This is a genomic window from Cohnella sp. (genome assembly GCF_041641335.1).
Classification (GTDB): Bacteria; Bacillota; Bacilli; order Paenibacillales; family Paenibacillaceae; genus Cohnella.
On record NZ_JBEPYQ010000007.1, the window covers coordinates 28,827 to 53,395 of the forward strand.

Genomic DNA, 24,569 nt, shown 5'->3' on the forward strand with positions numbered 1-24,569 from the left:
GGAGCGCGTTTACCCAGAAATGTCTGTTCCGTAACTAGAAATGTCGGATCCGTAATCTGTAGTTCAATGTATCACCGTGCGGATTCGACAGGCTGTGACCGACATCACCCGTTCATAAATTCGACACATTCCGTTACCCGCCGATTTGCGACATCTGTCTGGCCGTGGGCGTGCGCGACCGGTTTGCCCCGGCCAGCGCGGCGGCCATCTCGTGCGTCTCGGGCTTCTCCTCCAGCGCCCGCCGGAACAGCGCCTCGATCGCGGCCGGATTGCCGGCGTGCTTGCGCACATTGTATTCGTCCGACCAGTACAGGCAGGACTTGATGTTTCCGTCGGCCGTCAGGCGCAGGCGGTTGCAGCTGCCGCAGAAATGATCGCTGACCGGACTTATGAGCCCGAAAGTTCCGGCCGCTCCATCCATGCGGAAGCTGCTGGCCGGGCCGTTGCCGTACACGTCCCCGCAAGGCGAGAAGCGCCAGCCCAGCCTGCGGCAAGTGTCCAACACGTGTTCGAGCGGCAAATATCCGGCTTTCCAGCCGGCGCTCTCGAAGCCGATCGGCATGTATTCGATGAAGCGGATATGAATCGGTTCCTCCCAAGTCATGCGCAGAAACTGTGCTACTTCATCGTCGTTCGTCCCCTTCATCAGCACGACGTTCAGCTTGATCGGATCGAAGCCGACGCGGCGGCTCGCTTGCAGGCCTTCCAGAACTTTGCGGACATCTCCGCCCCTGGTGATCCTCGCGTATTTGTCCGGATCGAGCGAATCGAGACTGACGTTCACCCGCGTGACTCCGGCCTCCTTCAGCCGCTCGGCGAAAGGAGCCAAATAAATCCCGTTCGTGGACAGGGCGATATCCTCGATGCCGGGAATCGCGGACAGCATGGCGATCAAGCGATCGAGTCCCTTCCTGACCAGCGGCTCGCCTCCGGTGAGCCGCAGCTTCTTCACGCCGAGAGGGGCGAGCGTCGCCGCGACCTCGGCGATCTCCTCGTAGGACAGAATGCGATGCCCCGGTTCGAACTGCATCCCCTCTTCGGGCATGCAGTACACGCAGCGCAGATTGCAGCGATCCGTCACCGAGATGCGCAAGTAATCGTGTACTCTGCCGAATCTGTCAACCAATCGTTTCTCCACTCGCTTCACTCTCCTCGGGCCTGTCCTCCCATTCGTCCAGAACTTGCTTCATACGGAGGCGCGCTTCCCGGACGATCCCTTCGATATCCTCGCGGGAAGGCCGGTCCAGATGAATGCCCGCCATCACGGCGACGGTGCGGCGAAGAGCCGATGCCGCCGCCACGGCCAGCTCGGCCGCCAGTCGATCTTCCCGGTGACCGGGCAGCGTCAGCACATCGACATGAACGGCTTCCCCCTCCTTGTCCGACCAGCAGGCCGTCGCCGTCGCGCCGATATGCGCCGCTCCCCCGGTAACGAGAAATACGACGTCTTTGCCCATGCTGTAATGTCTGATCTCCACTTTTTGCGCCTGCTTCGCCTTCGTTCGGCCGCTTGTCATCCGCTTCGCGCCCCTCCGTTGTCTTTAACGCTCCCTAAGTATAGGCAGGCGGATCGCCCATAGCTGTGATCATGATCACCGTCGTCCCGCCGGCGGCCCTTCTGTCACAGACAATTCGCAACTCGCGAAAATCCGTTCCATATGTGATCGCGGTCACATAGACCGCGCATCGCCTGCTCTATAATCGGGATCGTAAAGCTATTCACTCTCGAGGAGGTATGTAAGATGAGTTCATTTGCCGCTACTGTTAACGCCACGGAGTACCCGCCGCACCTTAAGCACAAAGTCATTTTCGAAACGTTCGAACGGCTGGCGCCCGAGGAGGCCATGCTGCTCATAAACGATCACGATCCCGTCCCGCTTCGCTACCAGTTCGAAGCGAATCACGCGGAGCACTTTACGTGGGATTACATCGAGCAGGGGCCTGCGGTATTCCAGGTCAGAATCGGGAAAATCTGATGGCGCGCGTCGATATCCTCGATGAGAAGACGATCAAGATTACGGTAGGCTTGGAAGACGCGGTCTCGATGGTTCGGGAAGCTTCCCTCGGGATCGGCGAATACGCCTCCGAGATCGTAACCATCTACGAGAAGATGCCGGAGTTTCACTATACGTATTTTTGCTTCTACGCTTACGACTCCGCGCGCTTGTTCGAGAGAATGCTCGGAGTCGATCCGAAGATGTACACTTCCTTTTCCCTGGATGCGCCCGACTCTTTCTTCTACTCTCTGTACGGCGGGATGGCGGGCTTGTACGAAGAGGCCAAAAGGCGGGAAACCAAATAGTCGAGAGGTGAAAGCCCATGGACCGCAAAGACGCCAAAATCGTCGAACTGGACGTCAGGCCCCATCTTCGCAAGAAGCTGGAGCCGTTCCAATTGATCATGGATGCCGTGAAAAACCTCGGCAAGGACGACATCTTCGTCCTTCACGCCACCTTCAAGCCGGCGCCGCTGTTCGGCGTGCTTAAGATGAAGGGATTGGCGGGCAAAGCCGAGCAGATCGGTCCCGAGCATTGGATTTCCACTTTCGTGAACAAGAAAAACAAGAGCTGGCTGGACGACGGGGCAAGCGACGGGGAAGAAAACGAGGAACGCGCGTCATCGGCGGCGGATGCCGAACCCGCGCCGGCCGGAGAGTCCAAAGTGGTCTCGCTGGACAACCGCGGCCTGGAGCCGCCCAAGCCGATGATTCGCACGCTGTCCGCTCTGGACCGCTGCCGGCCGGGAGACGAAGTGCACATTCATAACGACCGCGTGCCGATGTTCCTGATCGAAGAGCTTCAGACTCTGGGGTATCCCTATACCGTAGAGGAGCAGCCGGACGGGTCGGCGAAGGTTCGCATACAAAAACCGTAAGGAGGCGAGAACGATGTCCCGTCTCCCCTTTCTTTTTATCATCACCGGAATCGCCGGATTCGCGCTGTTCCACGGAGCCTCGCTGCTGTCGCTGTCCGGCTGGCTCGGCGAAGAGCTGCGCGGTCCGGACGGCTGGTTTCACATCCATCTGTTCGTGCTCGGCTGGGCGACCATGCTGGCTATGGGCGCCGTCTACCAGCTGATCAACGTTATTCTTCAATCTTCGCTGTACAGCGAGCGTCTCGGCTACGTTCATTACGCGCTGTTCTCGGTCGGCTTGTTCGGACTGCTCGTCGGGTTCGCGCGGGGAGACATCCACTGGATCGCCGCCTTCGCTTCACTGGCGTTCTGCGGCATCGTCGCGTTCGCCTGGAACATCGGAGCGACTCTGATTCGCGCGTCGAAGTGGAACGCGATCACGATCAGCGCCGCGTGCTCGGTCGTCTGCCTGCTGCTGACCGGCTTGTCCGGCATGGCGATGGGCCTGAACTTCGCGACCGGCATCTGGGCGAATTACCACGACAATCTGTTCGGGGCGCACATCTGGCTCGGGACGATCGGCTGGTTCGGGCTGTTGATTACCGGGTTCAGCTACAAAATGCTGCCGATGTTTTACTTGTCGCACGATTATCCGATCAAGCTGCAAAGCGCCGTGCTGATCTTGTGGAACGCCTCCGCCGCGATCGGAGCGTTGGCATTCCTGGCCGACTGGGACGTATGGGCGCTTCAGCTCGCGATTGCTCTGCTGGCAGCCGCGACCGTCCTCTACAACGTTCACCTGGTTCAGATCAAGAAGAAGCGGCACAAGCGCACTCCCGGCTCGGGGATCAAGTGGTCGATGTACGCGAGCCAAGCTTTCGCCGTCATGACGATCGCCGCCTTCGTCTGCTCGGTCATCTATCCGGAGCGAATGCTGCTGTCCTCCTCCCTCGTCGTGGCAGGCTGGGCTTACTTGGGCGGCTGGGTATCGTTCACGATACTCGGTTACGCCTCCAAAATCGTTCCGTTCCTGTGGTGGACGCACAAGTACGGAAAACGCGCCGGCAAGCCCGGAACTCCGGTCATGGCGGATCTGCTGAGCGAAAAGCAAACAAATGTCGGACTAACCTCGATCGCCGTCTTGAGCCTCCTTCTTCTCGGGGGACTTGCGGCAGACTCGCCCGGGTTGATCTCGATTGCCGGATCGGCTTTATCCCTTCTATCCATCGCCTATATTGCACTGATCTCGCTCGTATTCACCCGATAACTTTCATGAAATGGAGTGGATTGCAATGGCACACAGCGAAGAACATCTCCGCGACCTTCTTAAGGAAGTGTACGACCCCGAGCTGGGCGTCAACATCGTCGATCTCGGGCTCGTCTACGAGGTTCGCGACGAACCGGAACGGATCTATGTCAAAATGACGCTGACGACGCCGGGCTGTCCGATGCACGACACGATTGCCGGAGGGGTCAAATGGGTGCTCGCGGAACGTACCGGCAAAGAGGACGTCAACGTCGACATCGTCTGGGAGCCGAAATGGTCTCCTCGCATGATGTCGATGGAAGCCAAAGAAATGCTCGGCTTCTTCTGATCCGAATGGTTACGGCAAAGCGGTTGTCTCGGGCGAAAATGAAGAAATGGCGGTGCTGGAGGGAATATCCTCTCGCCGCCATTTCTGTTTGTTCGAACACCGGCTCTGGGTAAGAGACGCGAATGGGCCGTTAGAATCGCCGTAACCGCGCTGTACGATCCTTTCCGGCCTAATCTCCCTCGTCCGGAGAATTGACCATGATGCGGGCGACTTGGGTTAATCTGTCGTACAGCATTTCTCTTGCCGGGCCGGCAAGTCCGATCTCGTCCATCGCTTCATTCATGCAGCGAAGCCATGCTTCCGCTCTTCGCGGAGTAACCGGGAAAGCCAGATGCCGCTGCTGCATTCTCGGAGGTCCGTACTGATCGGAGTAGAGCGGCGGACCTCCCGCGAACTGCGTCAGAAACAGCGTTTGTTTGCGCATAATTTCCTCGACTCCGTCCGGGAACAGCGGGGAAAGATCGGCGTCCTGGTAAACTCTCGGATAGAAAGCCTGCACCAACCGCCGAATCGTCCCTTCCCCTCCGATCCTATCGTACAACGTCTTCGTTTTCTCGGTCTGCATATCCCCCACCCTTTCTCCAAAAGCTATCCCCATCATAAGCTCGGAAATCCCGGCCTGCTGTGACGTCCGTCACGGTAAAAGGAGCCTTTCGGCTCCTAAATCAAACTAAGTATCTTTGATCGTTCGGGACTGGCGGGCCGAGCGGTCAGGCCCCGGCGGCTCGCCGATTCGAGCCGATGTCGCTGAACATGCCCGCATAGTTTTTCACTTCGTCCGCGTCGTTCTTGATCGCCGTAACGCTTAACCACTCCAGATAGATCTCTCCGTTTTTCCGCCGATTCCAGATTTCCCCTTGCCAATATCCTTTTTCCCGCAGAGAGCGCCACATTTCGTCGTAGAAGCTCTTATCCTGCTTGCCGGACTTCAGAATGCTCGGCTTCTTCCCGATCGCCTCCTCCGCCGAATAGCCCGTAATCGCGGTGAAAGCGGGGTTGACCGAAGTAATGACGCCGTTCGTGTCCGTAATGAGAATCGCTTCGATCGTATTTTCCAGCACGTTGGCGGACAGCGTAAGTTTGTCCTGGAAGAACATCCAGTTGACGAGGACGAAGCTGGCCAGCGCGATCTGCGCGAGCGCCATGAATCCGATCGAATACTGGCCGGTCAGGCCGTAGATCGCCGTAAGCAGCAGCGGAGGGAAAAACCCGCCCAAGCCGCCCATGGCCGAGATCATGCCGTTGGCGATGCCCGCTTGCTTGGTGAAATAGAGCGGCACGAGCTTGAAGATCGTTCCGTTGCCGGTTCCCGCGCACAGCGCCACGGTCAGGCAGCCGACCGTATACAGCGCGATCGAGGGCGAGAACGATAACAGAATGGCGGCTGCGGTTAAGCCCGCGAATACGAACATTAAAATTTTGAACGGATTAAAGCGGTCCCCAAGCCAGCCTCCGATCGGTCTCATCGCCGTGGCCAGCGCGATAAAGCCGGCCGTGCGCATGCCCGCATCCACCTTGTCCAGATCGAAGTGGCTCACGAGAAAGTTCGGCAAGTATACCGTGAAGGCAACGAAAGAACCGAACGTCAGAAAGTAAAACAGGCACAGAAACCACAGCTTCTCGTTGCCCGACACCGCTTTGATCTGCTCCATGATCGGAGTGCGAACCGGCGTCTCCTTCCGATCTCCGAGCAGGAAGTTGAAGCCCGCGAGCAGCACCAGCGCGATGCTGTAGAGCATAACCGTCTTGGACCATCCGATCGCGCTGGCCAGCACCGGAGCTCCGAACGCGGATAAAGCCGTCCCCAGGTTGCCGATGCCGTAGATGCCGTTAACGAAGCCGTGCCGTTCCTTCGGGTAATACTTGGGCAACGATGTCACCCCGACGGAGAATACGGCGCCGCCGATTCCGAGGAATACGCCGCCCACGATCAGATCGGCGAAGGAATCCGCCTGGCTGACCCAGAATACGGGCGCGAGCAGCAGCACGAAGCTGATCATGAACAGCTTGCGCGCTCCGTGCCGATTCGTCCAATAGCCGTACGGAATGCGCATGATCGAACCGATCAGCACCGGAATCGCCGTCACCCAGGCGAGCTGGGACGAAGTCAGCTGGATGTCTTCTTTAATATAGGGCATTAGAGAAGACAAGATCACCCATACCATAAAGCCCAAAACCAAACTTACCGTTTGCAGCGGCAGTTGAAACTTTTTTGCGTCTTGCATTCGCGCAGCTCCTCTCCTCTATGCCTATCAGTCCGGATTCGTAATCCAATGTACCATCGATAGGAATCGGAGCACTGTGACGCGAGTCACCGCCGCGCGTACCAACCGCCGTCCAGCGCGGAATCGTTCATAAAACGGACAAAAAAGCAAGCGGCGCATTTAAAACGAAAAACGACCGGCTTGCCGCAAGCGGACAAAGCTAGTCGTTTCTGGCTCTGGCGAAGAAAAGCAAAACGAACGATACGGCGATCATCGACAGCGTCCACGCCCAGGCCATCGTTGCATTGCCGGCGTCTACGGCTATGAAGATCGCGGTAGGCGTCGTCTGCGTTCGGCCCGGGATGTTCCCGGCGATCATCAGCGTGGCGCCGAACTCTCCGAAGCCTCGAGCGAATCCCAGCACGTAGGCCGTTACGAAAGAGCGATAAGCCAGCGGCAGCGCAATGTAGGCGAACACTTGGCGCTCGTTCGCGCCGCTGGAGCGCGCCGCCTCTTCCAAGCCTTTGTCGACGGACAGAAACCCCGTCTTCATGGTCTGGTAGACAAGCGGGAAGGCGACGACGACCGACGCGATCACCGCGGCCCACCAGGAGAAGACGATCGGAGCGGCGAACAGCCACTCCGCGAACTTCCCGATCCAGCTCCTTCTCCCCAGACTGACGAGAAGCAGGAACCCGACGACCGTCGGAGGCAAGACGAGCGGCAGCATGAACGCCGTTTCCAGCAGCGTCTTCCCTTTGAACGAACGCCGGGTCATCCACCTTGCCGCTCCTACGCCCAGCGCCATCGCCGCGACGCTGGACAGGAGCGCGACCCGCAGCGACAACGCGATGGGCGACCAGAACGCTTGCCAATCCAGTTCTCCGATCATTTGGCCGCCGGCACCGAGAAGCCGTATTTGACGAACACGTCCAGAGCGGCTTGCGATTGAAGATAATCGTACAAGACGGCGGCTTGATCGGCGTTCTTCGTCGCTTTCACGATGCCGATCGGATATTCCACAGGCGTGTAGGCGGCCGGATCGACGGAGAACGCGATGCCGACCTTATCGGAAGTGAGCGCGTCGGTCTTGTAGACGAAGCCGGCTTCCGCGTTGCCCGTCTCTACGTACTGAAGCACTTGGCGAACGTCCTTCGCCTGCACCAGCTTCGGCTGCAGCGAGTCCCACAGCTGTGCGTTCGTCAGCGCTTCTTTGGCGTAGCTGCCGGCCGGAACGCTCTCGGGAATGCCGATGGCGACTTTCTTGATCTCGTCATTGGCCAGATCCGCCGCGCCTGCAATGCTTATTTTGCCGTCCGTCGGCACGACGACGACCAATTCGTTGTTCAGCAGGTTCGTTTGCCGATCGGCATCAATCAGTTGATTGTCGACCAGCGCCTTCATGTTTTTGGTCGCCGCGGACAGGATCAGGTCTGCCGGAGCCCCTTGCTCGATCTGCTGCTGCAGCGCCCCTGATGCGCCGAAGTTAAACACGAGCTTGATGTCCGGATGCGCCTTCTCGAACAGCGGCTGAATTTCGTTCAGCGCATCGGTCAGGCTCGCAGCCGCCGATACCGTAAGCTCGACCTGCTTCGCAGGAGCCGATTTGGAATCGGCATTCGAACCGCACGCCACAAATACGATAGACATGACGACAGCAAGCGACATAACTATACTTTTTCTAACAAATCGATGCATTCTTTTTCTACACCCCTATGTTTAGATATAATTAGATATAATTGATGATTATAAACTTGTCAGGTTAGATTGTAAATCGAGCGACGACCGATATGCATCTTGTCAGATCGGATACTATTTTCTCTTACTTATCTGAAAACAGAAGTGACGACCATCACAAAACTCATTTTAATTATATTAAAACATATTTATTTTTAACCTTCCATAATTTCGCTTCTGCCCAAACACGGCAAAAAGCTCCTTGCCGGCAATTTGTGCCGATCAGGAGCTTTACTGGATGTTCTTCCAGGGCGCTTTACTTCAGCAGAGCTTTCAGCACATCGTCCACCTTGGTGCTGAAATGGCTGGGAAACGTCAACATGCTTGGCGAAATGCCGGCGCGCGAACTCCTTGGGCGACATTCCGGGAGCACATCGGCCAGAAGGGCCTCCGACAACTCCCCCGTACGCGTTACCGTCGCATGCATAACGCCCCCCGGATACGCCGAGCCTGTGCGTCCGTTCTTCATGCGCATTCACCGACCTCGAAATCATGCTAATGGTTTTTCATCGACTCGCAAACTATTGACGTTCCTTGTTCAAAATGCCCAAATACGCGATCCACGGTCCGACGTCCTCCCGATATCTCTCGGCCATGACCCGCACGATCTGGGCGATGTGCGTCAAATCGTGGGCGACCCAAGTCGACACCAGCTCTCGCGCCTTGACCGCTCCGAAGGCGGGGTGCGAACCGACCTCTTCCAGTCTCGCCTCCGAATCGATCAGCGCTCTCAGCCGGGCCGTATTTTGCAGCCGGATCTCCTTGAATTCGCGCAGCTTCCGGTCGATAGAGCCATCGGCGGTTCCATTCAAGTGAGAATAACGGTCGAACGGAGGAAACGGCTTGCCCTCCCCTTCCCGGAGCAGCCATTCCAGCCGGGGAATCCAGTTCGTCCGCTCCCCTTCGATCAGGTGCGCCACGACCTCGGACGCGTTCCACGTTCCTTCTCCTTCGTTGCAGCTCAGCCAGCCGTCCGACAAGCCGGACAGCAGCGCTTCCAGCGTCACCGGCGTGCGTTCCAATACTTCGATCCCCTGTTCCAGCCTGAAATTCATGACTGCCCCTCCCTCTCTTAGGATTTCGGCGCTTCGTCCAGCCGCGCGAAAACGATATGGTCGAGAGGGACCGGTGTGCCCGAAAGCTTTCTGAGCGCGCTGTTGATCTGCCCCCGATGATATTGGCCGTGAAGCGCGACGTGAATGAGAATGTCGCGGATCGACGTGCGGAATTTCGCTCCGCTTTGGTTTGCGTATTCGAGCATGCGATCCAAATCCGCCCCCGCCAATCCTTCGACGTAGCGTTTGTACCGCTGCTCGTTATCCCGAACGAGCGCTTCCAGCGAATCGACGTCGCTCTCTTTCCATAACTTCAGATGAGCGCTGCTCTTTCCTTCCAGCCGGGTCACCCACACCTGCTCGGCAATGAGTAGGTGGCGAAACAGCTTGCCGATTTCCCCGCTCGCGTCAGGCTGCTGGTGAAGGCCCCTCAGCAGCTCGTCGTTGGCCCAGTACATTTGATCCATCATTCGGCGAATCGTCAACATCCCGCATTCCTCCAGATCTTGTTTCGTTTTTTTTGACTCTTTGACCCGTTAGGTCCATCTTGCCGCCCACAGCTTCATCTCGTGACAGATGACGTGCAGATCCTGCCCCTTCGGGGTAAGCGTGTATTCCACCGTAACCGGAACAGTCGGATAGACGACCCGCTCGAGGACGCCCTGCTCCTCTAAATGGCGCAGCGTGCTGGTCAGCGCGCGGGGGCTTACGCTGGGGATTTTGCGCTGGAGCTCCCCGAACCGAAGCGTCCCGCAGAACAGCTCGCGAATGACGAGGAACGCCCACTTCCCGCCGAGCACGTCCAACGTTTTTTCGATATTGCATTCGATATGTACCGGATTTTTCGGAATATAGCTGCTCGCTTTTTTAACCGAATTCATGCAGTCTCTCCTCCAAGCCTGTAACTATAAATAAGTATAGTAGCTATACTGGCTATAATTAAGTGAAAAACATTTCACTTCTTCAAATTGTATACGAACTTTTATAGAATGAGAAGGCAACGAAAACGAATTCAAGGAGGCTGCTTGGAATGAAATATCGCAGATTGGGCGGAAGCGGACTTAAGGTCAGCGAAATCAGCTTGGGAAGCTGGCTTACATATGGCGGTTACGTGGAACGGGAAAACGCGGTGAAATCGATCAAGACGGCTTACGATCTGGGCATCAACTTTTTCGATACGGCCAACGTGTACGAAAGAGGCGCGGCGGAAGAGCTGGTCGGCAAGGCGCTGAAGGAGTATCCGCGCGAATCCTACGTGCTGGCGACGAAAGCGTTCTGGCCGATGGGAGAAGGTCCGAACGACCGCGGCCTGTCCCGCAAGCACGTCGTCGAGCAGGCCAACGCGAGCTTGAAGCGTCTCGGCCACGACTACGTGGACATCTTCTACTGCCACCGTCACGATCCGGAGACGCCGCTGTACGAGACGCTGCGCGCGATCGACGATCTCGTTCGCCAAGGCAAAGTGCTCTACGTCGGCGTAAGCGAATGGCAAGCTTCCCAGATCGCGGAAGGGCTCGGCGTAGCCGACCGTTACCTGCTCGACCGCATCGTCGTCAACCAGCCGGTGTACAATATGTTCGAGCGCTACATCGAGAAGGAAGTCGTTCCGCTCAGCGAGCGCTCCGGCATTGGCCAAGTCGTCTTCTCCCCGCTCGCGCAAGGTCTGCTTACGGGCAAGTATTCGTCGGCTTCCGACATCCCGCAAGACAGCCGCGCCGCGAAGCTGGACTGGGTGCGCAAAGGCATTACCGAGGAGAAAATCGCCAAGGTAAAGCAGCTGGAAGGCATTGCGAAAGAACTGGACATTTCCGTAGGCAATCTCGCTCTGGCGTGGATTTTGCGCCTGAACAACGTGGCGAGCGCGCTCGTCGGCGCCAGCCGTCCGGAGCAGGTGACGGAGAACGCCAAAGCGTCCGGCATCGAGCTTAGCCAGGAAGTTCTGGACCGCATTGAGGAAATTCTGAAATAGGAGCGAACGAGATGCCTAAAGTAGTCATTACCGGGGGCAGCGGCATGCTTGGAAGATGGGTCGTTCGCCATTTCGTGGAGCAAGGCTACGACGTGCTGAACGTCGACACCCGCCGCCCGGACGAACCCGTATGCAAGACGCTGATCGCCAATCTGGAAAACCTCGGCGAAACCTACGGCGCGCTGTCCGGCGCCGACGCCGTCGTTCACCTGGCGGCCATACCGGCAGCGCACATTTATACGCCGGAGGTCACGTTCCGCAACAACGTCATGTCCACCTACAACATTTTGGAGGCGGCGGCCGGACTCGGCATCCGCAAAGCGGTCATCGCGTCCAGCGAGTCCTCGTACGGCATCGTGTTCGCGGTTCATCCGCCCGCTCCGCAGTATGTTCCGGTGGACGAGGACCATCCGCAGCTGCCGGAAGACAGCTACGGCCTGTCCAAAGTCGTCAACGAGAAAACCGCCGAGATGTTCCACCGCCGCACCGGCATGCAAGTCGTCTCCTTGCGGCTGGGCAACGTCATTCCGCCGGAATGGTACGAGCGGTTCCCTTCGTTCATTAAACGGCCGGAGGAACGGGATCGCATTTTGTGGAGCTATATCGACACGCGCGACGCCGCTTCCGCCTGCCGGCTGGCGATCGAGACGGACGGCCTCGGCGCCGTAGCGCTCAACATCGCCGCGGACGACTCCAGCATGGCGGTTCGCAGCCGCGATCTGCTGACCGCCCGTTATCCCGGCGTCACGGACATCCGAACGCCGCTGGAAGGGCACGAGACGCTGCTCGACAACGCGAAGGCCAAGCGCCTTCTGGGCTGGCAGCCGGTTCATCGCTGGCGGGACGAAGTCCGTCCATAATCGCGGCGAAGGGCCCGCAACTCCATAAAAACCGTTCTTGTCGTAAAAGGGAGGTCGTGCCTCCATTTACGGGAGAACGGTTTTTTGGCATTCCCCCGGACTCAGCTTTGGAGCCATTTTCGAGAAGGCGAACGGTTTCACCGACAGATGATCCTCCATCCCGGGGGTAGGTAAGCTCTCACTCCTCTCAGGCGGACGGGACCGCCGGGCGGATGAACTTCGCTACGATGCCGTGCTTCGGCGACCCGAGGAAGCTGATCATGAACACGACGCCCGTAGCGAACGCCATCGAACCCGATATCGACGTATCCAGCCAGACCGCGACGTAATAGCCCGCTATGGCGGAGACGACGCCGAACAGACCGCTTAGCCCGAGCATGACGGCAAGCCGGTCCGTCCACAAATACGCGGCTGCTGCCGGCGTAATAAGCATCGCTACGACCATAATCGCGCCAACCGCATCGAACGCGGCCACGGTCGTGACCGAGACGAGCGACATGAACACGTAATGCATCAGCACGACCGGAATGCCCAGGCTCGCCGCGAGCGCGGGATCGAACGACGTGATTTTCCACTCCTTATAGAACGCCAGGATGACAGCCACGACGACGATCAGCACGAGCGAAAGGATGAATACCGCTTCCGGAATCGCTCCTAGCCAAGGCAGCTCGATTTTCTCCCACGGGATAAACGTAATCTCTCCCATCAGCGTGTGCTTGACGTCGAGGTGGGCGTTGCCGACCTTCGTCGCGATGAGCACGACGCCGATCGCGAACAGAGAAGTAAACACGACGCCGATCGAAGCTTCCTGCTGCACGCCGCGGGAATGGAACCATTGCACGAGCACCGACGTCAGCAGTCCTGCGGAGATCGCGCCGAGCAGCATGTGCACGCCGCTCAGCTCGCGCGTAACCAGATAGGCGACAACGATGCCCAGCAGCACCGTATGGCTGATCGCGTCCGCCATCATCGCCATTCTCCGCAGAATGAGCAGAGCGCCGATAAATCCGCAAGACAATCCGACCAGAGAAGCGGTCAGCAATATCCAACCGGCATAACTCATCTCAGCTCCCCCTCTCCAGCGCGCTTTGTTGTACGAACGTCGTTCTTCTGAGCTTTTTGCGCTGCGCGTACTGCTGGACGGCCAGCACGACCAGCCCCTTACGCGCGCCGAAGGCGAGCGAGACGACGAACAGGCAGGCGGCTGCGATCACGATAAACGGTCCCGTCGGCCAGCCTTTGCCGTAAGTGCTGATCAACGTTCCGATCATTCCCGCTCCTCCGCCGAACAAGGCGGATAGAACGACCATCCATTTGAACGATTGGGTCCAGTACCGGGCGCTGACCGCCGGGATAATGAGCAGCGCCGCCATCAGGATGACGCCGACCGCCTGAATGCCGACGACGATGACGAGCACGAGCGCCCCCATGTAGATGCCGCCCATCCAACGGGTCGACATGCCCAGCCCTTTGGCGAACGCCGGGTCGAACAGGAACAGCTTCCACTCTTTGAAGGCGATGCCGGCCACGAGCAGCACGATCGACGCCAGCACGATCATCATCAGCACGTCCTTGCGCACCATCGAAGCCGCCTGCCCGAAAATAAAGCTGTCCAGGCCGCTCTGGCTTGCGCCCGCCATCCGGTTGACGAAGGTGAGCATCATAATGCCGAGTCCGAAGAAGACGGATAAAATAATGCCCATCGCCGCATCCTCCTTGACGCGGCTGGACGAGCGAATCCAGTGGATGAGCAGAGCGCCGATCAGGGCGCTGACCGCCGCTCCCGCGATCATGACCGGAAGGTTCTTGAAGCCGATCAAGGCGAAGCCTCCGACGACTCCCGGCAAGGCCGCATGGGAGAGCGCGTCGCTCATCAGGCTTTGCCGCTTCCAATAGGCCAGACAGCCCATGATGCCGGCCGCCGTGCCGAGAATCAGCGTGCTCAGCAGCACCCATTGCGCGTTATGGGACAATCCGATCATCCCGACAACCCCTCCATCCAGCGAAGCGTTCCTCCATAAGTACGGAATATATTTTCTCTCGTGAACGCGTCGGCGGTAGGTCCGTGAGCGACAACGGTCCGATTGAGCAGCAGCACGTGGTCGAAATAATCTTCCACCGTCTGCAAGTCGTGATGGACGACCAGCACCGTCCTTCCCTTGCTCTTGAGCAGCTTGAGCGTATCCATGATCGCCCGCTCGGTAGCGGCGTCGACTCCGGCGAGCGGCTCGTCGAGGAAGTACAGGTCTGCGTCCTGGATCAGCGCGCGGGCGAGGAACACCCGCTGCTGCTGACCGCCGGAGAGCTGGCTGATCTGCCGCGAGGCGTAATCGGCCATTCCCATCTGATGGAGCGCCTCCAGCGCCTTCTCCCTGTGCAGCTTCCTCGGCCACTTCAACCAGCCGATCCGGCCGTACAGCCCCATCAGGACGACATCGAGCGCGTTCGTCGGGAAGTCCCAATCGACGGACCCCCGCTGCGGCACGTAGCCGATCCGCTCCTTCGCCTTGGCATAGGTTTCTCCAAAGAAACTTACCGTTCCGGACAACTTCGGATGCAGCTCGAGCAGCACTTTGAGCAGCGTCGATTTGCCTGCGCCATTCGGTCCGACGATGCTTGTCATCGTCCCGGGACGAACCTCGAAGCCGACGCGGTCGAGCACTTTGTTTTTCCGATAGGAGGCCGACAGTTGATTAACGTTGATTACCGGAAGCATGCGGCTCCCCCTTTCATTTCAGCGCTTGATAGATCGTCTCGACGTTATGCCGGTACATCCCCGCATAAGTTCCTTCCGGACTGCCGGCATCGCCCATCGCGTCAGAGAACAGCTCGCCGCCCAGCTTGACGTCCAGTCCCTGCTTTTTGGCGCCTTCGACGACCGCATTGATCGACGCCGGGTTGATGCTGCTTTCCACGAAAACGGCCGGCACTCGATGCTCCAGCAGCAGCCCGATCGTATCCTCGATGTCCGACAGCCCGATTTCCGCCTCCGTACTCAGCCCCTGCAAGCCGACCACCTCGATGTCCAGCATGCGGCCGAAGTAACCGAACGCGTCGTGCGCGGTGACGAGCACCCTTCTCTCCTGCGGAATCTGCGCCAGCTTCTCCGTCGCCTCTTGCTTAAGAGCGTCGAGTTCGGCGAAATATTTCGTCTTGTTGCTTTCGAAGTAATCGGCGTCCTCCGGCGAAGCCTCCTTCAGCTTCTCGGTCGCGGCGCCGAGCGCGTGCTTCCACAGGTCGATGTCGAACCAGACGTGCGGGTCGGTCGCCCCTCCTTCGTCCTTCAAGAGCCGGTCTTCGGCTATGCCGTCGCTGATCGCCAGCACCGGCTTGCTCTTGCCGATCTCCTCGAACACCTTGACCATATTGGCCTCCAAGTGAAGTCCGCTGTAGAAAATCACGTCTCCGCCTTCCAGCTTCCCGATATCCCCTTGCGTCGCATTGTACAGATGCGGATCGACGCCCGGTCCCATCAGACTTTGCACGTTAACCCGGTCGCCTCCGATGACGGATATCGGCTCCGCGATTTGCGCGATCGTCGTCACGATGTCGATTTTTTCTCCCTCCGCCGTCTTCCCCTTATCGGATTCATTGGAACCGCAGGCCGTCAATGCCCCGAACAACGCCAACAAACAAAATCCCGCAACCGTCTTTTTGCTTTTGAACAACCTTTTCTCCACTCTTTTTCTCCTCCCGATCCAATTGTGTACTTGGTGAAATATTTTTACATAATGCAAAACTTGTGTACGTGTTTAAAATAATTACCGCAAGGCAATTTGTCAACCGTTTCTTGTAAAAAAAGCCGCGATCCGAGTGGTTTTTGGCGGTAACGGAGTAGCTGGAAGGCGTGAACCGGAGATAAAACGGCATGAAAAAAAGCGCAAGCCCAAGGGGGATTATTCCCTTGAAACTTGCGCTTTTCGCCTCATTCGGCCCCGCCTGCTTAAAGCTCCGGAGCATACCGTTGGCGGTTCTCTTGGCCCCGATCGGATCTCCGGGCTTCACTGGCCTCCATCCCGCCCGGACGCATCGCTTTCTTGCCGCTTGACGCCATCCATGAACCATTCGATCGCTTTCATCGCATCTTCCAGGGCGGACGGACCGGCAGATTCCTGCGAAGCTAGCCACAGCGACATCTCGTTCAAAGCTCCCGACAGAAAATGCGTCGTTACTTCCAGCGGAACCGCCTTCAGGTAGCCGAGCTCCTGCATCATTTCCAGTTGTCCGCGCAGCAGGCGCATGGAATGCTTCTGATCCATGGCCCTCCAGATCTCCCAGCCTAATATGGCGGGACCGTCGATCAGCATAATCCGTTTGTTGCGTGGCTCTACCGCGGCCAGCACAAAGGCGCGACAGCCGAAGAACAGCTGCTCCCACACGTCGTCGCTTGCCGATGCCGCCTGCTCGATCCGTTCCGCCACTTCCTGCTGCACCGCTTCGAGCACCGTGCGAAACAAGTCCTTCTTGTTGCGAAAATGGTGGTACACCGCGCCGCGCGTAATGTTCGCCTCTTGAACGACCGCCTCCAGCGCGGTGTCCGCGTAGCCCCGTTCGGTAAAATGCTCCCTGGCGATCTCGACCAACCGGCGAATCGTCTCCTGCGCTTCCTCTTTGCTCTTCCTCATCGTACGCTCCGTCTGCCTCCGGAAATGTTCAACCTTGACGTTCTTCCTCCGCATTCCATATCTCTTCCGAGTACTGTTTGCCGAACGATTCGGACGGAGGAATAATCTTGATCACATCGATCAGTATACCATTCGGATCGGAGGTCAGGAAGTGACGCTGCCCGAAGTCCTCGTCGCGGATGTCCAGATGCAGAGGAAGCCCCGCCTGGCGTATGAGCCGATCGTATTGGGCATCGACATCGTCCGTCTCGAAGTTGAGAATCATCCCTCTCGCTTGCGTCCGATAAGCCTCCGGGATCGTCGGATGCGTATAATCGATGATCGCCAGCTCGTAAGCCGCTCCGTCGCCCCCCGTCCTCAAGCTGACGTACCAATCCGCTTCGAACACCGTCTCGAACCCGAAATACTCGACGTAAAAAGCGGATGTCTCCTGCACCTTGTCCGTCATAATAACGGGATAAAAGCTGTTTGTCTTCATAATTGCAGTCTCCTCTCGATTATCGCTTCGTCATTAATTTAACATACATACTGTATGTATGTAAATAGTCTGACGAAATTACGCTCAAACAAAGGACATTGTTCTAAGAAATCGAGTAACGTCTCTCGAATTCCGCTCACACAAAGGGCGTTGTTCTAAGAAATCGAGTAACGTCCCTCGAATTCCGCTCAAACGAAGGGCATTGTTCTATGAAATCGAGTATCGTCACCCGAATTCCGCTCACACGAAGGGTATTGTTCTAAGAAATCGAGTAACGCTCCCCCTCCCCCGCCGTATGAAAAAAACGCATGCTCCGGGGCTCTTGGGCCCTGAAACTGCGTTTTTTTCCTCGCTATCCTATTCAGTCGCTATCGACTGGCAGCTTACCAGGCGTAAGCCTGAGGAGCAGACCCTCCCGGGCCCGGGAAAATCTCGTCGATGCGCTTCAACACGTCGTCCGACAGCTCGAGATCGACGACGCGCAAAGCGCCTTCGAGCTGGCCGAGAGTGCGCGGCCCGATAATCGGCGCCGTCATCGCCGGATGAACGAGCGTCCAGGCGAGCGCCACGTTCGCATCGCTCTCGCCGATGTCCCGGCACAGCGCCCCGAACGCTTCAAGCTGCGCCCGATGGCGCTCCACGCGCTCCGGATTGCCGGCCCGCTTGGAGCCTTCGACCGGCTTGAGCGCGTGTCCGCTCAGCAGGCCGCCGTCCAGCGGGCTCCACGCGATGACGCCGATGCCAAGCTCCTCCGCCGCAGGCAGCACTTCCAGCTCCGGCATGCGGCACAGGAGGCTGTACTTATGCTGCTCGCTCACCAGACCGAGCGTCCGGCTCGCCTTCGCTTCGTACTGCGCCTTGACCAGATCGCGCCCGGCGAAATTGCTCGATCCGACATAGCCGATTCTGCCTTGATGAATCGCTACGCCGAACGCTTCCCACAGCTCGTCCCAGCTTACGTTGCGATCCACGTGATGCATCTGATAGAGTTCGATATGATCGGTTTGAAGCCGCTTAAGCGATCCTTCCAGGTGACGGCGAAGCTTGTAGGCGGACAGGCCGGCCTCGCTGTTCGGGCCGTCCGTCTCGTCGCTCATATCGCCGTAAAACTTCGTCGCCAGCACGACTTTCTCGCGCCTTCCCCCGCCTTGAGCGAACCAGCGGCCGATGATTTCCTCGGTCCGGCCGGCGTTTTTGCCCCAGCCGTAGATGTTGGCCGTATCGAAGAAATTGATTCCCGCATCCAGCGCGGCGTCCATGATGCGGAAAGCTTCCTTCTCGTCCGTATCGACTCCGAAGTTCATCGTTCCCAGACATAGCTTGCTGACTTTTAGGCCCGAGCGGCCCAAACGAGCGTATTTCATTTTCCCCACGCACCTCTCCTCGAATGTTCTTCCCTATCTATCATAACTTTCAAATAGATATCGATTCAAGAAAGCGTTGCGAAATTTGCCCTGCGGGTCGAAACCGGCGGCCAGCAATAGGGGCTATTCTATTCGGCTAGAACCTGTAGGCGATGATGCTCTCGACTGTTCCGCCCGGAGGCGTGTATTTCAAATAATAGGAGGCCGAGTCGGCGTTCCAGTAAGCGAGGCGCGACACCGAAGCGTACAGCGAATCCCGCAAAATGTAACGGCCGTTCGCCAGCTGCGTTCCGTCCAGCTCCGCCTGATACACGTGGTCGTTGTTCTCGTCTCTCGTATGGAACAGCAGCTTCTTCCCGTCCGGAGACAGACTGTAGGAGACGCCGACGCCCAAGCCGTCGATTGTCGTCCCCAGCACGAGCGACGAGACTTCCCGAGTTTGCGGATCGTAGACGAACAATCCGCTCTCTCGGTCGTAGGTCCCGGCGAACAACAGCTCGCCGCCCGGCAAAAAGCGGTACTCCCCGATCGAGTCGCGCGCTTTCCCTCCGGGAAAATCCAAATATAGCTCGGCCTCCCCCCCGTCCGGCGAAAATCTGTAGATGGCGTTATCCTTGTCCGCAAACGAACCGTCCACATAGATATATCCGCCGTAATAGCGCGGATTGCCGTAGCTGTAGCCATATTTCGACGTATCGAAGATTTTCTTCAAATCCGCCCATTTCGCTTCTCCGCTTTCCGGCCGAATGAGACCGATTATACCGGGCACGCCGCCGATCACGTACTCGCCTTCCGGGTCGGCGAAGCTCCAGCGGGAGTTCGCTTCCGCGCCGTCCAGCACCCACGTCTCCCCGCTCTCCAGATCGCTGACGTAATGCCGCCCGTCCCGCTCGTACAACGACCGCCGTCCGTCCTCGGACACCTCCGACGCGCGCGTTTCCGACACTTTCCGAGGCTCATCCAGCCGTTCCAGTTCCGCCTTGTACAAGCCATCCGCCCGGTTAAACAGCATGCTTCCTTCGCGAACGTTCAGCACCTCTTCGAACCGCACCTGGTCTCGCAGCTCGACCGGGTCGCCTTGAATCAGGGGCAGCTTCTTCGCCTGGAGCTCCGATTTTACATCGCTGCTTAAAACAAAGCCGCTCTCCCCGGTATGTCCAACCGCCTGCGCGGCGCATCCGCTCAGCGCGAAGGCCAGAGCGACCGTCCCCGCGCGACCGAGCTTGCGCCACGCGCCTCCTCTTTTTCCGCATTCCATCGTCATTTTCTTCCATCCCTTCTGAATCGATTCGGCGCTCCGCCTCGCTAACGGACTGCACGGTTCGCCCGCTCCTGTAATCTAACGCACGGATATAGACAAATCAGGCGGAATTGTTGCCAACTTGCGACCGCAGCGGCAGCCTGATCTCCAGAACGACGGCGACAGGGCGAAGAGTCAGCGCGACGGAGCCGCGATGGAGCTCGACGATTTGTTTGCAGATTGCAAGGCCGAGCCCGACGCTCCCTCGCTCCTTGGAGCTCGAGGAGCCGCTGCGGTAGAACGGCTCGAACGCGAGGTCCGCTTCGAAACGATGCCCGGGCTCGATCTCGTTGACGATCGTCAAGACGGCCTCGGTGCCGACGGACGACAGCTCGGCTTCGATGAGGCTGTCGGGTTTGCCGTATTTAATCGCGTTGTCCAGAACGTTGTCCCATACTTTGCGCAGCTCGTCGGCATCTCCGCTTGCGACGAGCGGCTCCAGCCGGCAGCGAATGCGCTGCCCGCGCTCTTCCGCCTTCAACCGCATCGCTTCCGCCGCGTCGCCGATCGAATCTTCGAGCCGGACGGCTTCGTCGCGGCGATCCGCCGCATCGAACTCCCGCTTGGAATGCTCGATAATGTCCAGCATCATCCGATGCAGACGTCCGGACTCCCGGTGAATGCGGCCGGCCGCGTTACGCAGGAACGCCGGATCGTCGAAATCGGGAGCTTGCAAAATTTGCGCATAGCCGGAGATCGTCGTCAACGGCGTCTTTAATTCGTGGGTCACGTTGCGAAAGAAGCTGCGCCGGTTGCCCTCCAGGGCGACGACTTTGTTTCTCTCCGCCACGAGCGCCTCCATTTGCTCTTCCAGCTTGCTTCTCATTTCCTCGAAGCTCTTCGACAGCACCGCGATTTCGCTGCTCGCGGGAGGAATGCGCAGGGAGCTGAAGCGGCCTTCGCCGAATTGCCGCATCGCGAAGGCAAGTTTGGACAGCGGTCGGGTCAGCCTGCGCGCGAAAGACCAGGCAAGCGCAGCCAACAGCGCCCACAGTGCAAGCGAAAAGCCGATCAGGCTCTGCAAAACGACGGCGTCCCGGCGGAACGTCCCGGTGTAATCGGCGGTTAGTCTGAGAAACCCCGCCGTTTCGTCCAGCGCGTATACCGGAAGCGTCAGCACGGCCAGGCTCTCCCCGCGGTCGTGATGCAGGCTGACGACGGATTGATTTTGCGCCGCGGCGGCCAAGTCGCTTGCCGCCGACCGCAGCAGCGCCGGCGAAGGCTTGGTTTGCACCAGCACGTATCCCCCATCCATCGGCAAGCTTTCGGCCTGGAACGTCCCGTCCGGGCCGTAGAAGGCCGCCCGGACGTTCCCGCTCAGGCTGAGCGCGCGAATCAACGTCTCGGGGTGCCCGGACGACGATCGCTCCGGTCGAACGTCGTTCAGCGTCAAGTAATAATCGATATGATCATAGACAAGCGATTGCAGCCTCTTCATCTCGTCGGCAATCGCCGCTTGCGTATGCTGCTTCAAGAGATGGGACATATAGCCGTAAAAGCCCAGAGCCGCCACCGCGAACAGCAGCGCGAAGCCGAGCAGAAATTTGCGCCTCAACGGACCGCTGCCTTCCCGGGGTTTGCGCCTAAGTTTCCCCGTCAGCACGTGCGGCTCCTTCCCCGCCACTTGTAGCCGATTCCGAACACCGTCTCGATGAGCGGCTCCTCCAGCTTTTTGCGGATTCGCTGAACATGGACGTCTACGGTTCGCAAATCCCCGTCATAGTCCATCTCCCACACCTGGTCCAATATCTCCTCTCTGGAGAACACCCGGTTGGGGTGATCGCGCAGCAGCAGAAGCAGCTCGTATTCCTTCGGCTTGAGCTTGATCGGACTTCCGTCCCGGTACACCGCATAGCCCGGCCGGTCCAGCTCCAGCCTGCCCGACAACGCGACGAGGCCGGATGCGCGGGAGCCGCCGTCCCTCTCGATGTCCCTTCTTCGCAGCACCGCCCGAATCCGGGCGATCACCTCCCGGATTTCGAACGGTTTGGTCATGTAATCGTCCGCTCCGAGCTCCAGGCCGAGCACCTTGTCCACCAGATCGTGGCGCGCCGTCAGAAGAAGAATCGGAATCCGGACGTTCGAAGATACTTTTTTGCACAGATCAAAACCGTCAGCGTCGGGCAGGTTGACGTCCAGCAGAAGGACATCCGGCACGAAGCGCTCCAGCAGCTCCATGCCATCCTCTCCCGTCGCGGCGGCTTTCACGTGAAATCCTTCCCGCCTCAGCGCGTATACGAGAATGTCGCGAATCGACTCCTCGTCTTCGATCGCCAGCACTTTAATCGCATCCGTCAACGACAAAGCTCCTTTATCCGTTAATGGATCAAGTATAGCAAATAAATGTTGCCAACTTTTAAACCGCCGAAAAGGGGCTGTCCAATAAGTAAATAAAGCCGTACCGAACGATTATCGATGGAATGATGTCATGGGCATCTATCTCCCTCCGATGCAAGATTTCCCACAAAGCCTGAAAGATGGTCCGGACTGAACTTCACGCTTCTCATCCCCAAACCAAATTAAATATTGACAAAAATTTTTATTTGTGTTATGATTAAATATTTATGTATTTACAAGAAAATCTTCTTTTGTTATCTTACGATTATCCGTCGCACGCACTTCTCTCTTCTCTGCGAACGTTCAAGGCGGAGCGATAACAAGGAGGAATCCACCGATGCTGATCAAGCCAGGAATTGCCGTGCTCGAACTAACCGCCGTCATCATGGGCAAGCCGAACACGATCTACCCCGTCCTGCTATGGGACGAGGAGGAAGCCGTCCTCCTCGACACGGGCTATCCGGGCCAAGCCGACCTGATTGCCGCCGAACTCGGGACATACGCTCTTCCTTCGGGCGGCCTAACGCGAATCATCCTTTCCCACCAAGACATCGACCATATCGGCTCGCTGCCCGTTCTCGCAGATCGATCCGCCGGTGCGGTCCTGGTCATGTCCAGCGCATTCGAGAAGCCCTATATCGAAGGCAAACTCCGCCTGCTTAGAATAACCCCCGAAGCGATCGAGCAAGCCGTGAGGTCCCTCCCTCCGAACGTATCCGACGAGTGGAAGCAGGCGTTCCGGCATTCGCTTGAACATCCCCCAAGCTGCCCGGTGAGCGACATCGTCAATGACGGCCAAGAGCTGCCTTGCTGCGGAGGCGTAACCATCATCGCCACGCCCGGCCATACGCCGGGTCATATCAGCCTCTATCATCGGGCCAGCAAGACGCTGATCGCCGCGGACGCTTTAACGGTAAGCGAAGCAGGCGAGCTGTGCGGCCCGGACCCGGCGACGACGCTCGATCCGGAGCTGGCAAGACGCTCCCTCGCCAAACTGCTGGGCTACGACATCGAGACCGTCGTCTGTTATCACGGCGGACTGTACCGTGGCGACGTGCGGGAAAGATTGTCGGAACTTGCTCAGCCGGCCGGCATTTAGAGCTTCGGCTGGAAGGACCATCGCCCGGCCAACAACCGGAAACCTTCGGCCGCTCCGGTATGTTACAATAAAGACATTCTGAATTTATTCCTCATACGGGAGGCCCGCGCCGTCATGTCGAGCGATCAATCCTATACGACCGAAGAAATCGCCAAACTGTTGAAAATATCGAAGCTGACCGTGTACGACCTGATCAAGAAAGGCAAGCTCCCTTCCTATCGGGTGGGCAAGCAGATGCGGGTCGACGCGGCGGATCTGGAAGCGTACAAGCGTCAGGCCAAGGGAATCGCCCCATCGCCATCGCCATCGCCATCGCCCGCTGCATCCGAAGAGCCCCCGAGCGCTCGTCCCGAGCCAAGGCAGGCATCCGGCATTCGACCTCTCGTCATTACGGGACAGGATATGAGCCTCGACATTTTATCCAAGCATTTGGAAAGCCGGGCGACCGGGTTCCGGCCGCTCCGCTCGTTCGCTGGTTCGCTGGACAGCTTGATCTCGATGTATCGGGGAGAATCCGACCTGGTCAGCACGCATCTGCTGGACGGGGACACCGGGGAGTACAATCTGCCCTACATCAAGAAAATTTTAGTCGGCTCCTCTTACGTCGTCGTGAACCTGCTCTCCCGTCAAGCCGGATTTTACGTGCGCCAAGGCAATCCCCTGGGACTCCAAGACTGGCCGGATCTTGCCAAACCCGGCTTGCGCCTCGTTAACCGCGAGGTCGGCTCCGGCGCCAGAGTGCTGCTGGACGAGCAGCTGAGGCTGAATCGCATCGCTCCCTCTTCGTTGCTGGGATACGATGCGATCGAGTCCAATCATCTGGCCGTCGCGGGCAAAGTCGGATTGGGCGAGGCGGACGTCGGCATCGGGATCGAGAAGGCGGCCGCGATCGTCGGCAACGTCACCTTCGTCCCGCTGATCCGCGAGCGCTACGACCTCGCCATGAGAAAATCGCCCGACAACGCCCGGTGGATCGAGGCGGTCATGGACATTTTGAAATCCGACGCTTATTTGAGCGAGCTGCGGGCGATCCAGGGCTACGACCTGTCGCAGACCGGCCGCATTCTGCTGGAGACCTGATCCCGCAACAAAG

General features: G+C 58.3%; 30 protein-coding genes. 9 read left to right on the plus strand and 21 right to left on the minus strand.

The genetic code is table 11. The annotated features are described in order from the left end of the window. Positions 1–133: 133 nt before the first annotated feature. Entirely contained in the window at positions 134–1,138 is a 1,005-nt protein-coding gene (gene moaA / locus ACESLM_RS03575; protein WP_372629997.1) for a GTP 3',8-cyclase MoaA, read from the minus strand. Then, positions 1,119–1,517: a prenylated flavin chaperone LpdD gene (gene lpdD, locus ACESLM_RS03580; RefSeq protein WP_372629998.1), complete on the minus strand. Its 399-nt coding sequence runs from the start codon at positions 1,515–1,517 to the stop codon at positions 1,119–1,121. Before lpdD ends, moaA begins: the two co-directional genes overlap by 20 nt. Positions 1,518–1,742: 225 nt before the next feature. On the opposite strand from lpdD, the gene ACESLM_RS03585 reads away from it, so the two are divergent. From ACESLM_RS03585 to ACESLM_RS03605, 5 genes are read left to right on the plus strand one after another with little or no spacing between them, the layout of a single operon-like run. Further along, on the plus strand, positions 1,743–1,976 hold the full coding sequence (locus ACESLM_RS03585; RefSeq protein ID WP_372629999.1) for a DUF2249 domain-containing protein: 234 nt from the start codon (positions 1,743–1,745) through the stop codon (positions 1,974–1,976). After that, positions 1,976–2,302 (plus strand): hypothetical protein, encoded by a 327-nt coding sequence (locus tag ACESLM_RS03590; protein WP_372630000.1) that lies wholly within the window; start codon positions 1,976–1,978, stop codon positions 2,300–2,302. Before ACESLM_RS03585 ends, ACESLM_RS03590 begins: the two co-directional genes overlap by 1 nt. Positions 2,303–2,319: 17 nt before the next feature. After that, positions 2,320–2,874: a DUF2249 domain-containing protein gene (locus ACESLM_RS03595; protein ID WP_372630001.1), complete on the plus strand. Its 555-nt coding sequence runs from the start codon at positions 2,320–2,322 to the stop codon at positions 2,872–2,874. Positions 2,875–2,887: 13 nt separating this feature from the next. Continuing rightward, positions 2,888–4,120, plus strand: coding sequence for a hypothetical protein (locus tag ACESLM_RS03600; protein WP_372630002.1), 1,233 nt, complete (start codon positions 2,888–2,890; stop codon positions 4,118–4,120). A gap of 25 nt (positions 4,121–4,145) precedes the next feature. Continuing rightward, positions 4,146–4,448 carry a metal-sulfur cluster assembly factor gene (locus tag ACESLM_RS03605; protein WP_372630003.1) on the plus strand — a complete coding sequence of 101 codons (303 nt, stop codon included), beginning with the start codon at positions 4,146–4,148 and terminating at the stop codon, positions 4,446–4,448. Between the two features lie 169 nt (positions 4,449–4,617). On the opposite strand, the gene ACESLM_RS03610 is transcribed toward ACESLM_RS03605, so the two are convergent. The 8 genes from ACESLM_RS03610 to ACESLM_RS03645 form a co-directional block, all read right to left on the minus strand. After that, the gene (locus tag ACESLM_RS03610; RefSeq protein ID WP_372630004.1) at positions 4,618–5,013 is read right to left on the minus strand and encodes a globin domain-containing protein; all 396 of its coding nucleotides are present in this window, start codon (positions 5,011–5,013) and stop codon (positions 4,618–4,620) included. A 145-nt stretch (positions 5,014–5,158) separates the two neighbouring features. Then, a complete protein-coding gene (locus ACESLM_RS03615) occupies positions 5,159–6,673 on the minus strand; it encodes a nitrate/nitrite transporter (RefSeq protein WP_372630005.1) in 1,515 nt (504 codons plus the stop codon). Positions 6,674–6,872: 199 nt separating this feature from the next. Then, positions 6,873–7,544 (minus strand): molybdate ABC transporter permease subunit, encoded by a 672-nt coding sequence (modB, locus tag ACESLM_RS03620; RefSeq protein WP_372630006.1) that lies wholly within the window; start codon positions 7,542–7,544, stop codon positions 6,873–6,875. Continuing rightward, positions 7,541–8,350, minus strand: a complete 810-nt coding sequence (modA, locus tag ACESLM_RS03625; protein ID WP_372630007.1) for a molybdate ABC transporter substrate-binding protein — start codon at positions 8,348–8,350, stop codon at positions 7,541–7,543. Before modA ends, modB begins: the two co-directional genes overlap by 4 nt. A 295-nt stretch (positions 8,351–8,645) precedes the next feature. After that, positions 8,646–8,864, minus strand: coding sequence for a hypothetical protein (locus ACESLM_RS03630; protein WP_372630008.1), 219 nt, complete (start codon positions 8,862–8,864; stop codon positions 8,646–8,648). Positions 8,865–8,910: 46 nt separating this feature from the next. After that, a complete protein-coding gene (locus ACESLM_RS03635; RefSeq protein ID WP_372630009.1) occupies positions 8,911–9,444 on the minus strand; it encodes a DinB family protein in 534 nt (177 codons plus the stop codon). A 17-nt stretch (positions 9,445–9,461) separates the two neighbouring features. After that, positions 9,462–9,932, minus strand: a complete 471-nt coding sequence (locus ACESLM_RS03640; protein WP_372630010.1) for a DinB family protein — start codon at positions 9,930–9,932, stop codon at positions 9,462–9,464. A 48-nt stretch (positions 9,933–9,980) separates the two neighbouring features. Beyond that, the gene (locus tag ACESLM_RS03645; RefSeq protein WP_094042651.1) at positions 9,981–10,325 is read right to left on the minus strand and encodes a winged helix-turn-helix transcriptional regulator; all 345 of its coding nucleotides are present in this window, start codon (positions 10,323–10,325) and stop codon (positions 9,981–9,983) included. Positions 10,326–10,474: 149 nt separating this feature from the next. On the opposite strand from ACESLM_RS03645, the gene ACESLM_RS03650 reads away from it, so the two are divergent. Continuing rightward, a complete protein-coding gene (locus ACESLM_RS03650) occupies positions 10,475–11,413 on the plus strand; it encodes an aldo/keto reductase family protein (protein ID WP_372630012.1) in 939 nt (312 codons plus the stop codon). Between the two features lie 11 nt (positions 11,414–11,424). Next, positions 11,425–12,273: an NAD-dependent epimerase/dehydratase family protein gene (locus tag ACESLM_RS03655; RefSeq protein ID WP_372630013.1), complete on the plus strand. Its 849-nt coding sequence runs from the start codon at positions 11,425–11,427 to the stop codon at positions 12,271–12,273. A 187-nt stretch (positions 12,274–12,460) separates the two neighbouring features. On the opposite strand, the gene ACESLM_RS03660 is transcribed toward ACESLM_RS03655, so the two are convergent. The 11 genes from ACESLM_RS03660 to ACESLM_RS03710 all read right to left on the minus strand — a co-directional run bounded on the left by ACESLM_RS03660 (position 12,461) and on the right by ACESLM_RS03710 (position 22,338). Further along, positions 12,461–13,336, minus strand: coding sequence for a metal ABC transporter permease (locus ACESLM_RS03660; RefSeq protein WP_372630014.1), 876 nt, complete (start codon positions 13,334–13,336; stop codon positions 12,461–12,463). A gap of 1 nt (position 13,337) precedes the next feature. Beyond that, on the minus strand, positions 13,338–14,255 hold the full coding sequence (locus ACESLM_RS03665; RefSeq protein WP_372630015.1) for a metal ABC transporter permease: 918 nt from the start codon (positions 14,253–14,255) through the stop codon (positions 13,338–13,340). After that, positions 14,252–14,989, minus strand: a complete 738-nt coding sequence (locus ACESLM_RS03670; RefSeq protein ID WP_372630016.1) for a metal ABC transporter ATP-binding protein — start codon at positions 14,987–14,989, stop codon at positions 14,252–14,254. Before ACESLM_RS03670 ends, ACESLM_RS03665 begins: the two co-directional genes overlap by 4 nt. A gap of 13 nt (positions 14,990–15,002) precedes the next feature. Then, positions 15,003–15,953 carry a metal ABC transporter solute-binding protein, Zn/Mn family gene (locus ACESLM_RS03675; RefSeq protein WP_372630017.1) on the minus strand — a complete coding sequence of 317 codons (951 nt, stop codon included), beginning with the start codon at positions 15,951–15,953 and terminating at the stop codon, positions 15,003–15,005. Next, complete coding sequence (locus ACESLM_RS03680) at positions 15,862–16,278, minus strand: hypothetical protein (protein WP_372630018.1); 417 nt, start codon at positions 16,276–16,278, stop codon at positions 15,862–15,864. The genes ACESLM_RS03675 and ACESLM_RS03680 overlap by 92 nt, the downstream gene beginning before the upstream one ends. Further along, positions 16,275–16,898 (minus strand): TetR/AcrR family transcriptional regulator, encoded by a 624-nt coding sequence (locus ACESLM_RS03685; RefSeq protein WP_372630019.1) that lies wholly within the window; start codon positions 16,896–16,898, stop codon positions 16,275–16,277. The genes ACESLM_RS03680 and ACESLM_RS03685 overlap by 4 nt, the downstream gene beginning before the upstream one ends. A gap of 28 nt (positions 16,899–16,926) precedes the next feature. Continuing rightward, the gene (locus ACESLM_RS03690) at positions 16,927–17,376 is read right to left on the minus strand and encodes a VOC family protein (RefSeq protein WP_372630020.1); all 450 of its coding nucleotides are present in this window, start codon (positions 17,374–17,376) and stop codon (positions 16,927–16,929) included. A gap of 383 nt (positions 17,377–17,759) precedes the next feature. Continuing rightward, a complete protein-coding gene (locus ACESLM_RS03695; RefSeq protein ID WP_372630063.1) occupies positions 17,760–18,740 on the minus strand; it encodes an aldo/keto reductase in 981 nt (326 codons plus the stop codon). A gap of 136 nt (positions 18,741–18,876) precedes the next feature. Then, entirely contained in the window at positions 18,877–20,004 is a 1,128-nt protein-coding gene (locus ACESLM_RS03700; protein ID WP_372630021.1) for a TolB-like translocation protein, read from the minus strand. 97 nt (positions 20,005–20,101) lie between these two features. Then, positions 20,102–21,643, minus strand: coding sequence for a sensor histidine kinase (locus ACESLM_RS03705; RefSeq protein ID WP_372630022.1), 1,542 nt, complete (start codon positions 21,641–21,643; stop codon positions 20,102–20,104). Further along, positions 21,637–22,338, minus strand: a complete 702-nt coding sequence (locus tag ACESLM_RS03710; protein WP_372630023.1) for a response regulator transcription factor — start codon at positions 22,336–22,338, stop codon at positions 21,637–21,639. The genes ACESLM_RS03705 and ACESLM_RS03710 overlap by 7 nt, the downstream gene beginning before the upstream one ends. A 376-nt stretch (positions 22,339–22,714) precedes the next feature. Here ACESLM_RS03710 and ACESLM_RS03715 point away from each other — a divergent pair, with 376 nt between their 5' ends. Continuing rightward, on the plus strand, positions 22,715–23,476 hold the full coding sequence (locus ACESLM_RS03715; RefSeq protein ID WP_372630024.1) for an MBL fold metallo-hydrolase: 762 nt from the start codon (positions 22,715–22,717) through the stop codon (positions 23,474–23,476). 114 nt (positions 23,477–23,590) lie between these two features. Continuing rightward, the gene (locus tag ACESLM_RS03720; RefSeq protein ID WP_372630025.1) at positions 23,591–24,556 is read left to right on the plus strand and encodes a substrate-binding domain-containing protein; all 966 of its coding nucleotides are present in this window, start codon (positions 23,591–23,593) and stop codon (positions 24,554–24,556) included. Positions 24,557–24,569: the final 13 nt, after the last annotated feature.

What these genes read in the sequence shown, in the direction of transcription:
- lpdD (WP_372629998.1), bottom strand. Translation starts at nt 1,517, where the DNA reads ATGACAAGCGGCCGAACGAAGGCGAAGCAGGCGCAAAAAGTGGAGATC.
- ACESLM_RS03585 (WP_372629999.1), top strand. Translation starts at nt 1,743, where the DNA reads ATGAGTTCATTTGCCGCTACTGTTAACGCCACGGAGTACCCGCCGCAC.
- ACESLM_RS03590 (WP_372630000.1), top strand. Translation starts at nt 1,976, where the DNA reads ATGGCGCGCGTCGATATCCTCGATGAGAAGACGATCAAGATTACGGTA.
- ACESLM_RS03595 (WP_372630001.1), top strand. Translation starts at nt 2,320, where the DNA reads ATGGACCGCAAAGACGCCAAAATCGTCGAACTGGACGTCAGGCCCCAT.
- ACESLM_RS03600 (WP_372630002.1), top strand. Translation starts at nt 2,888, where the DNA reads ATGTCCCGTCTCCCCTTTCTTTTTATCATCACCGGAATCGCCGGATTC.
- ACESLM_RS03605 (WP_372630003.1), top strand. Translation starts at nt 4,146, where the DNA reads ATGGCACACAGCGAAGAACATCTCCGCGACCTTCTTAAGGAAGTGTAC.
- ACESLM_RS03610 (WP_372630004.1), bottom strand. Translation starts at nt 5,013, where the DNA reads ATGCAGACCGAGAAAACGAAGACGTTGTACGATAGGATCGGAGGGGAA.
- ACESLM_RS03615 (WP_372630005.1), bottom strand. Translation starts at nt 6,673, where the DNA reads ATGCAAGACGCAAAAAAGTTTCAACTGCCGCTGCAAACGGTAAGTTTG.
- modB (WP_372630006.1), bottom strand. Translation starts at nt 7,544, where the DNA reads ATGATCGGAGAACTGGATTGGCAAGCGTTCTGGTCGCCCATCGCGTTG.
- modA (WP_372630007.1), bottom strand. Translation starts at nt 8,350, where the DNA reads ATGCATCGATTTGTTAGAAAAAGTATAGTTATGTCGCTTGCTGTCGTC.
- ACESLM_RS03630 (WP_372630008.1), bottom strand. Translation starts at nt 8,864, where the DNA reads ATGCGCATGAAGAACGGACGCACAGGCTCGGCGTATCCGGGGGGCGTT.
- ACESLM_RS03635 (WP_372630009.1), bottom strand. Translation starts at nt 9,444, where the DNA reads ATGAATTTCAGGCTGGAACAGGGGATCGAAGTATTGGAACGCACGCCG.
- ACESLM_RS03640 (WP_372630010.1), bottom strand. Translation starts at nt 9,932, where the DNA reads ATGTTGACGATTCGCCGAATGATGGATCAAATGTACTGGGCCAACGAC.
- ACESLM_RS03645 (WP_094042651.1), bottom strand. Translation starts at nt 10,325, where the DNA reads ATGAATTCGGTTAAAAAAGCGAGCAGCTATATTCCGAAAAATCCGGTA.
- ACESLM_RS03650 (WP_372630012.1), top strand. Translation starts at nt 10,475, where the DNA reads ATGAAATATCGCAGATTGGGCGGAAGCGGACTTAAGGTCAGCGAAATC.
- ACESLM_RS03655 (WP_372630013.1), top strand. Translation starts at nt 11,425, where the DNA reads ATGCCTAAAGTAGTCATTACCGGGGGCAGCGGCATGCTTGGAAGATGG.
- ACESLM_RS03660 (WP_372630014.1), bottom strand. Translation starts at nt 13,336, where the DNA reads ATGAGTTATGCCGGTTGGATATTGCTGACCGCTTCTCTGGTCGGATTG.
- ACESLM_RS03665 (WP_372630015.1), bottom strand. Translation starts at nt 14,255, where the DNA reads ATGATCGGATTGTCCCATAACGCGCAATGGGTGCTGCTGAGCACGCTG.
- ACESLM_RS03670 (WP_372630016.1), bottom strand. Translation starts at nt 14,989, where the DNA reads ATGCTTCCGGTAATCAACGTTAATCAACTGTCGGCCTCCTATCGGAAA.
- ACESLM_RS03685 (WP_372630019.1), bottom strand. Translation starts at nt 16,898, where the DNA reads ATGAGGAAGAGCAAAGAGGAAGCGCAGGAGACGATTCGCCGGTTGGTC.
- ACESLM_RS03690 (WP_372630020.1), bottom strand. Translation starts at nt 17,376, where the DNA reads ATGAAGACAAACAGCTTTTATCCCGTTATTATGACGGACAAGGTGCAG.
- ACESLM_RS03695 (WP_372630063.1), bottom strand. Translation starts at nt 18,740, where the DNA reads ATGAAATACGCTCGTTTGGGCCGCTCGGGCCTAAAAGTCAGCAAGCTA.
- ACESLM_RS03700 (WP_372630021.1), bottom strand. Translation starts at nt 20,004, where the DNA reads ATGACGATGGAATGCGGAAAAAGAGGAGGCGCGTGGCGCAAGCTCGGT.
- ACESLM_RS03715 (WP_372630024.1), top strand. Translation starts at nt 22,715, where the DNA reads ATGCTGATCAAGCCAGGAATTGCCGTGCTCGAACTAACCGCCGTCATC.
- ACESLM_RS03720 (WP_372630025.1), top strand. Translation starts at nt 23,591, where the DNA reads ATGTCGAGCGATCAATCCTATACGACCGAAGAAATCGCCAAACTGTTG.